Genomic DNA, 7632 nt, shown 5'->3' on the forward strand with positions numbered 1-7632 from the left:
CCGATGCGTGCCTACACTGCACAGATGAACCGGTCCCGCCACCGCCTGCAGGCACGCCACCCGGCGTGGCGCGTCGCGGCACCGGCGATGCCGCTCGCCACGGGCAACGCCATGCCGCTCTCGCACTACATGGCGCTGCTGATCGCCCTGCTGGTGCTGGCGATCGCGTTCCTGCTGATCGCCGGTCGCCGTCGCCGGGACCGCGAGCACCAGGCCCATGCGCGCGCGCTGCGCGAACGAGAGGACACGCTGCGCCTGGCGCTGTGGGCATCGAACGAACTCTACTGGCAGTACGACCTCGGGCGCCGCGAACTGGAGAGCACCCGGATCATGCCCGGGCCGGCCGGCGACCTCGAACTGCACCACCAAGTCGACCAGGACCCCGCGATCCATCCCGACGACCTGCCCCTGGTGGTCGAACGGCTGCGCAACTACGTGCAGGGCCACACGCCCATGTTCCTGTCCGAGCACCGGGTGCGCGACAGCGACGGTACATGGCTCTGGGTCCGCGCGCGCGGGCGCAGCGTGGGCCGCGGCGCCGATGGGCGGGTCACCCGGATCGCGGGCACGGCCCGCAACGTCACCGACATCCAGCGCCAGGAGCGCGAACGCCGGATCGCGGCGGAAGTCATGCGCAACATGGCGGAAGCAGTGGTCGTGACCGACGACGATTTCCGGGTGGTGACCATCAATCCCGCGTTCACGCGCATGAGCGGCTACGACGTGGACGACATCGTCGGGCGCGATGCCAGCCTCCTCAACAGCGGGCAGCACGACGCCGCCTACTACGAGGCGGCGCGGCGCACCGCGCGGGATACCGGCGTCTGGTCCGGCGAGATGTGGCAACGCCGTCGCGATGGCCATGAGTTCCTCTGCGCGATGCAGGCCACCGCGATCCGCGAACCCGGCGGGCAACGGCGGTTGTTCGTGCTGGTCGCCACCGACATCACGGACCGCCGCCGGATCGAGCAGGAACTGCGCTACCTCGCCAACTACGACACCCTGACCAACCTGCCGAACCGCACCCTGCTGTCCGAGCGCCTGTCGCGTGCGATCGTCCGTGCGCGCCGGCAAGGCACCCGCGCGGCCTTGCTGTTCCTGGACCTGGATCGCTTCAAGGACGTCAACGACTCGCTCGGGCACGCCACCGGCGACCGCATCCTGCGGATGGCGGCGCAGCGCCTCCAGCAGGCCGCGGGCGCCGCGCGTACGGTCGCGCGCATCGGTGGCGACGAGTTCACCGTGCTGCTGGAGGACCTCGCGGATGGCGGCGAAGCGGATGCCTGCGCGCAGCGCCTGATCGAGGCCTTCGAAGAACCCCTGCGACTCGACGACCGCCAGGAGATCGTGATCACGCTCTCCATCGGGATCAGCGTCTATCCGGACCACGCGAAAGTCCCCACCGACCTGCTCAAGCACGCCGATACCGCCATGTACCAGGCGAAGTCGGCGGGCCGGAGGACGTTCCTCCGCTACACCGACGCGATGGACAGCGAGACGCGCCGCCGGGCCGCCATCGTCGCGGCATTGCGGCGCGTCGTGGAGCGGGGCGAACTGAGCCTCGCCTACCAGCCGCAAGTGTCGCTGGTGGACGGCCGCATCACCGGTGTGGAAGCCCTGTTGCGCTGGCACAGCCCCGAACTGGGCGATATCCCGCCTACCCAGTTCATTCCCTTGGCGGAAGAGGGCGGCACGATCCTGGCGATCGGCGAATGGGTCTTGCGCGAGGCCTGCCGCACCCTCGCCGATTGGCGGCAGGCCGGACAGCACGACGTGGCGATGGCGGTGAACGTGTCCGCGGTGCAATTGCTGCGCAGCGACCTGCCTCGCATCGTGGAGCGGACGCTGCGCGAGACTGGCGTCGAGGCTCGCCACCTCGAACTCGAACTCACCGAAAGCATGCTGATGGCCAACGCCGCACTCGCGGCCGAACGCCTGCAGACCTTCCGCAGGCTCGGCGTGTCGATCGCGGTGGACGACTTCGGCACCGGCTACTCGTCGCTGGCCTACCTGCGCCGCTTGCCGATCACCACGCTGAAGATCGACAAGGCGTTCATCGACGACCTGGGCGGTCCGTCCGATGGCGAGGATGCGGCGATCACCACCACCGTGATCGCGATGGCGCACTCGCTGGGCCTGCAGGTCATCGCCGAGGGCGTGGAATCGCCGCAGCAGCTCGCCTTCCTCCGCCAGCACCGCTGCGACGTGGTCCAGGGCTTCTGGCTGGCGCGGCCGATGCCGGCCGGCGAATGCCTGCAATTCCTCCGCGACTGGCCGCAGCGGGCGGCGGCATCGGGCCTGCGGGCGCCTTGACCCTGCCGCATCGCTGCGCCCATGATGGTCGGCATGGAAGCGCGCGACCTCGACGCCGAACTGCGGATGCTGCTTGCGCGGATCGACGTGCTGGCGCAGCAGATGCAGCGCCTGCAGGACGAGAACCGCAGCCTGCGCCAGCAGCATGAGCAGATGGCGACCGAACGCGCGCAGTTGCTGGCGAAGCAGGAACAGGCGCGCAGCCGGGTCGAGGCCATGATCAGCCGCCTCAAATCGCTGGAGCAGCACACGTGAACACCCGCGACGCCGCCAAGAGCGAGCCGGCGAACGTCCGCATCCTTGACCGCGAGTACACGGTCGGCGTCAGCGAGGACGAACGCGCCAGCCTGGCCGCGGCCGCGCGCCTGCTCGACGCGCGCATGCGCGAGATCCGCGGCGGCAACAAGATGGTCGCGCTGGACCGGCTCGCGGTGCTCGCCGCGCTCAACCTCGCGCACGAGCTGCAGCAATTGCGCGATGCCGGCGCGCCCGCCGGCGGTGGCGCCTTCGCCTTGCTCGACGAGGCCAACCGCAAGCTCGACGCCCTGCTCGCGCGCAACGGCTGAACCGTTCCCGCCTGCACGCCGACGGATGGCGTTGCCATCCCGCGCGCCGCTCCTATACTGGTCGCGTCCTCTGCCGTGAGCGACGGCGTGCGCAACATTCGCCTTGTCCCTTAATGACGACCGCGGGGACGCACTGGCAGCCGGGAGTGCAAGTCCGCCCCGAGCGGGAAGCCCGATGGCCGCCACGCGTTCCCACTTGAACCCCGGGTTCAAGGTCGTTTCGCACGCATCGCCACGGCGGAGACCTTCCTCCTCCGACCAGCCCGGCCCGCAGACCGCGTGAGCGCCCTCCCCGACGACCGCGCCGCCCTGCGTCGCCGCTTGCGCGAACGCCGTCGTGCACTGCCTGCCGCCGCCCGCATCGCCGGCGCGGAGGCGCTGGCCGGCCGCCTGCTCGCCCTGCCCGGGTTGCCCGCTGAGGGCTACGTCGCCGGCTATTGGGCGATGGATGGCGAGATCGGCCTGCATGCCTGGCAACTGCACCTCCCGCCCAGCCTGGTGTATTGCCTGCCCGTGCTCGGCGCCGACCAGCGCCTGCGCTTCGCGCCCTGGCGCCCGGGCGATGCGTTGGCCACCAACCGCTACGGCATCCCCGAACCCGACGTAGCCGCCACCGGCCTGCTCGATGCGAACGCGCTGGCGCTGGTGGTGATGCCGCTGGTCGGCTTCGACCCAGACTGCCACCGGCTCGGCATGGGGGGCGGCTGGTACGATCGCAGCTTCGCGTTCCGCCGGTCGCAGGCGACGCCGCCGTTGCTGGTGGGCGCAGGCTTCGACGAACAGGAAACCGAACCGCTCGCGTTGGCGGACTGGGACGTGGTTCCCGACGCGATCTGCACCCCCACCCGCACCCTGCATCGCCCATGACCGCGCGCAAGAAGACCTGGCTGATGAAGTCCGAACCGACGGACTTCTCGATCGACGACCTCGAGCGCGTCGGCACCGAACCCTGGACCGGCGTGCGCAACTACCAGGCGCGCAATTTCATGCGCCAGATGCAGGTCGGTGACACGGTCCTGTTCTACCACTCCAATTGCGACGTGCCGGGCATCTACGGGATCGGCAAGGTGGCGAGCGCGCCGTACCCGGATCCCACCCAGTTCATGCCGACGTCGAAGTACTTCGACGAAAAGGCGACCCAGGCGCAGCCGCGCTGGGACCTGGTGGACGTCGCCTACGTCCGGCACCTCGCGCGCCCGCTCGCGCTGGACGAAATCCGCGCGCACGCCGACGCGCTGGGCGAGGAATTCGCGTTGATCCGCAAGGGGTCGCGCCTGTCGGTGCTGCCGGTGACCGCCGCGCAGGCCAAGCTGCTGCTCTCACTGGAGTAACGCCATGTCGGACATGAAGCAACGCGCCGCCGAGAAGGCGATCGAGTACGTCGAGGACGGGATGATCGTCGGCGTCGGCACCGGCTCCACGGTCGCCTATTTCATCGATGCCCTCGCCGCGTGGAAGGACCGCATCGCCGGCACCGTCTCCAGCTCCGAGCAGAGCACCGCGCGCCTGCGCTCGCACGGCATCGAGGTGATCGACCTCAACGCGGCCGGACCGCTCTCGCTCTACGTCGACGGCGCCGACGAATGCGATCCGCACAAGCGCCTGATCAAGGGCGGCGGCGCGGCGCTCACCCGCGAGAAGATCATCGCCGAGGCCAGCGAGCGCTTCGTGTGCATCGTCGACCCGAGCAAGCGGGTGGACGTGCTCGGCAGGTTCCCGCTGCCGGTCGAGGTCATCCCGATGGCGCGCAGCCTGGTGGCGCGGGAAATCCTGCGCCTGACCGGCGGGCAGCCGGTGTGGCGCGACGGGGTGGTGACCGACAACGGCAACCTGATCCTCGACGTGCACAACCTGTCCATCGTCGACCCGGTCGCGATGGAGCGCGAACTCAACCAGGTGCCGGGCGTGGTGAGCGTCGGCCTGTTCGCGCGCCGGCCGGCCGACGTGGTGATCGTCGGCGGGGAGCCGCCGCTGGTGCTCTGAACGGCGCGCGCGGCTAACGCAGGTTGGACACGCTGTTCCTGGCGGTATCGTGCCGCACCTTCAACCTGCCCGCCTCCACCCGGAAGCCGACGACGACCTGCAGGCGCTCCGGCGCCTGCGTGCGCACCTGGGTCTTCAGCGTGTCCTTCAACCCGCTGGTCGCCTTCTCCACGACCAGGGTCAGCAGGTAGTCGCCGTCCGCCAGGGGGTCCACGACGTCGATTTCGCCCGGCCCCCGCGTCGTCGTCGCGAGCCCTTCCTTGCCGCCTTCCAGCTTGCGCCCGGTGGCCGCATAGCTCGCGGCCGCGGCCCCGCCCCCGCTTCCCGCAAGGGTGCCGACCGACGAGACCGCCGCCGACACGATGCTGCCGCCCGGCAGTGCGCCGCCCAGCAGCGAGGCACCCTGGCCCGCTCCACGCGCGGCGTTCGCATCCGGGTCGCCGGTCTTGTTCGACTTCAGCACCTCGACGCGCCTGCGCTGCAGGTCCGCGCGGTAGCCCTCGCCATCCGGCAACGCGATGATGCAGGCCGCTTGTCCGCATTCGATCGCGATCGACAGGGAGGCGCCTTGGCTGATCGCACTGCCCGCGGCGTGCAGCCCGGCATTCACCTTCTCGCCGAAACTCGTGCCTTGCGTCTGCCTGGCCACGGTCACGTTCATCGAGATCCGGTTCGGCATCCCGTTGTTGATGCCATTGATCCCGCTTGCGGCCACGTCGCCGAGCGCGATGCACGCCACCGCGAGGATCCACCAGCCCTTGGACTTCATGTGCCGCGCTCCATTGATGGACCAAGTGGCAGTGTGGCGGGCGCGACTGCACGGCATCGCGCCGCTCGTCGGAAAGGGCGTCCGTCCGTCTCGGTTCCGGAGACGGCCGCAGGGCAACGTTAGTCGAATCGTGAAGCCTCGCAGCCACCGCTGCGACAAGCGAAGCCGATACTCCCCGCCCTGCCGGAGCGCCTTCCGCCATGACCCTGCGCTGCCTGTTCGTCGACTTCGATTCGTTCTTCGCCTCCGTCGAACAACACGACGATCCCGCGCTACGCGGGCGCCCGGTCGCGGTGATCCCGGTCGCCAGCACCACGACCTGCTGCATCGCCGCCAGCAAGGAGGCCAAGCGCGACTTCGGCATCAAGACCGGGACCGGCGTCGCCGAAGCCCTGGCCCGCTGCCCCGACATCGCCCTGCAACTCGCCCGGCCGGCGCGCTACGTGGGGGTGCACCACCAGTTCCTCGATGCCATCCAGTCCTGCATCCCGCACGGCAAGGCGGCCTCGGTCGACGAGGTCCCGTGCTGGCTGATCGGCCGCGAACGCGAGCGTCGCAACGCGGAGCGTATCGCCCGCGACATCAAGCGAGCATTGCGCGACATCGGCTTCGGCGACAGCTTGACCTGCTCCATCGGCATCGCACCCAACAAGTTCCTCGCCAAGACCGCGTCCGACATGAACAAGCCGGATGGGCTCACCGTGATCGAGCAGGCCGACCTGCCCCATGCCCTGCAAGGACTGGCGCTGCGCGACCTGTGCGGCATCGGGCCGTCGATGGAAGCGCGCCTGCAGCGGGCGGGGATCGCCACCACGGCGCAGTTGTGCGCGGCGTCGCGGGACCGCCTGCGCCGCGCCTGGGGAAGCATCGAAGGCGAACGCTTCTGGTTGCAGCTGCAGGGTTTCGACCTCCCGGAACGCACCACGCAACGCGCCTCCGTCGGCCATTCGCACGTGCTTGGCCCGGAACTGCGCACGTTCGCCGGCATGCGCTCCGTGCTCTTCAAGCTCCTCGCCAAGGCGGCGATGCGGCTGCGCGACGAAAGCCTCCTGGCCGGAGGGATGTCGATCGCCATCCGTTTCGTCGGCATGGAGGCACGCTTCGAACGGCACCTGCGCTTCGCCCCGCTCGACGACACGCCCGCGCTGCTGGAACTGCTCGGCCGCAACCTGCAGGGACTCGAACGCGCGGCCCACGAAAGGCGCTGGCAGGTGAAGCGGCATCCGCCGCTCTCGGTGGCCGTCACGCTCGTCGATGTCTCACCGCGCATCGCCGCCTGCGGGGAGCTCATGGCGGACCGGCTCCGCGCTCGCCAGGCCAGCGCGCTGCTCGACCGGGTCAACCAGAAGTACGGCAACAACGCGCTCTACATGGGCTCGATGGCCGACGCGGTGGAACACAATGCCGCGCCGATGCGGATTCCATTCCAGCAGATCCCGAAACCGGCACTGGAGGAGGAGTCGCCCCTCCACGGCATCGAACAAGCGCCCACCGACGCCGCCGACCTGCTGCAGCTACGCATGAACCAATTCAAGGTGCTGGCGGAGAAAACCCATCGCGAGCGGGCGGCGAAGCGCCATCTTCCTGCGGGTGCGGGCGGCTGGGGAATGCCGAGACCCATCCAATGCGGCCCGCAGCCTAGCCTGTTCTGAGCCGGATTCACGCAATGCCATCGCACGCTGGTTGGATGCCGTATATATGGCCAAACACCCGGACTGGAGACCCGTGATGTCGCGATGAAATCGCCGCAACAACCGAGCTTTGAGTGCAGGTGATTTGGTTTGGGAAGGGCCTTGGCGATCCTCGGGCGGGAGGCGAGGCGAGTTGCAGTCCGCGGCTGCGCGGCGCACCGCCATGGGAAGGGAGTATCGCGGGATGTTCCGCAAGCCCCGGGCTGGCAGTCCATTGCCAGGCGCCATAAAAGACAATACCCCGGACCTTTCGGTCCGGGGTATTGCGTATATAAAGGCCCTGGCGATGACCTGTTGCGGGTCGCGGCTG

General features: G+C 69.4%; 8 protein-coding genes and 1 other RNA gene. 8 read left to right on the forward strand and 1 reads right to left on the reverse strand.

What is annotated here, in order from left to right; all coding sequences use genetic code 11:
• Window positions 1–24: 24 nt before the first annotated feature.
• The 7 genes from ON759_RS06550 to rpiA all read left to right on the forward strand — a co-directional run bounded on the left by ON759_RS06550 (window position 25) and on the right by rpiA (window position 4862).
• The gene (locus ON759_RS06550) at window positions 25–2313 is read left to right on the forward strand and encodes a putative bifunctional diguanylate cyclase/phosphodiesterase (RefSeq protein ID WP_271679550.1); all 2289 of its coding nucleotides are present in this window, start codon (window positions 25–27) and stop codon (window positions 2311–2313) included.
• Between the two features lie 33 nt (window positions 2314–2346).
• Window positions 2347–2568 carry a TIGR02449 family protein gene (locus ON759_RS06555; protein ID WP_271679551.1) on the forward strand — a complete coding sequence of 74 codons (222 nt, stop codon included), beginning with the start codon at window positions 2347–2349 and terminating at the stop codon, window positions 2566–2568.
• Window positions 2565–2879: a cell division protein ZapA gene (gene zapA / locus ON759_RS06560; RefSeq protein ID WP_271679552.1), complete on the forward strand. Its 315-nt coding sequence runs from the start codon at window positions 2565–2567 to the stop codon at window positions 2877–2879. Before ON759_RS06555 ends, zapA begins: the two co-directional genes overlap by 4 nt.
• A 64-nt stretch (window positions 2880–2943) precedes the next feature.
• Window positions 2944–3127, forward strand: a non-coding RNA gene (gene ssrS, locus ON759_RS06565) — 6S RNA.
• Between the two features lie 31 nt (window positions 3128–3158).
• A complete protein-coding gene (locus ON759_RS06570) occupies window positions 3159–3746 on the forward strand; it encodes a 5-formyltetrahydrofolate cyclo-ligase (RefSeq protein WP_271679553.1) in 588 nt (195 codons plus the stop codon).
• Window positions 3743–4210, forward strand: a complete 468-nt coding sequence (locus ON759_RS06575; protein ID WP_271679554.1) for an EVE domain-containing protein — start codon at window positions 3743–3745, stop codon at window positions 4208–4210. Before ON759_RS06570 ends, ON759_RS06575 begins: the two co-directional genes overlap by 4 nt.
• Window positions 4211–4214: 4 nt before the next feature.
• Window positions 4215–4862 carry a ribose-5-phosphate isomerase RpiA gene (gene rpiA / locus ON759_RS06580; protein WP_271679555.1) on the forward strand — a complete coding sequence of 216 codons (648 nt, stop codon included), beginning with the start codon at window positions 4215–4217 and terminating at the stop codon, window positions 4860–4862.
• Window positions 4863–4875: 13 nt separating this feature from the next.
• Here the strand turns inward: rpiA and ON759_RS06585 are convergent, their stop codons facing one another.
• Window positions 4876–5631, reverse strand: a complete 756-nt coding sequence (locus tag ON759_RS06585) for a hypothetical protein (RefSeq protein ID WP_271679556.1) — start codon at window positions 5629–5631, stop codon at window positions 4876–4878.
• A gap of 200 nt (window positions 5632–5831) precedes the next feature.
• On the opposite strand from ON759_RS06585, the gene ON759_RS06590 reads away from it, so the two are divergent.
• Window positions 5832–7283 carry a DNA polymerase Y family protein gene (locus ON759_RS06590; protein ID WP_271679557.1) on the forward strand — a complete coding sequence of 484 codons (1452 nt, stop codon included), beginning with the start codon at window positions 5832–5834 and terminating at the stop codon, window positions 7281–7283.
• The last annotated feature ends 349 nt before the right edge of the window (window positions 7284–7632 follow it).

The organism is Thermomonas mangrovi (assembly GCF_028201335.1).
GTDB lineage: Bacteria > Pseudomonadota > Gammaproteobacteria > Xanthomonadales > Xanthomonadaceae > Thermomonas > Thermomonas mangrovi.

Bases quoted from the DNA above. Each gene is read 5' to 3' on its own strand.
- ON759_RS06550 (WP_271679550.1), top strand. From the start codon at position 25: ATGAACCGGTCCCGCCACCGCCTGCAGGCACGCCACCCGGCGTGGCGC.
- ON759_RS06555 (WP_271679551.1), top strand. From the start codon at position 2,347: ATGGAAGCGCGCGACCTCGACGCCGAACTGCGGATGCTGCTTGCGCGG.
- ON759_RS06575 (WP_271679554.1), top strand. From the start codon at position 3,743: ATGACCGCGCGCAAGAAGACCTGGCTGATGAAGTCCGAACCGACGGAC.
- rpiA (WP_271679555.1), top strand. From the start codon at position 4,215: ATGTCGGACATGAAGCAACGCGCCGCCGAGAAGGCGATCGAGTACGTC.
- ON759_RS06585 (WP_271679556.1), bottom strand. From the start codon at position 5,631: ATGAAGTCCAAGGGCTGGTGGATCCTCGCGGTGGCGTGCATCGCGCTC.
- ON759_RS06590 (WP_271679557.1), top strand. From the start codon at position 5,832: ATGACCCTGCGCTGCCTGTTCGTCGACTTCGATTCGTTCTTCGCCTCC.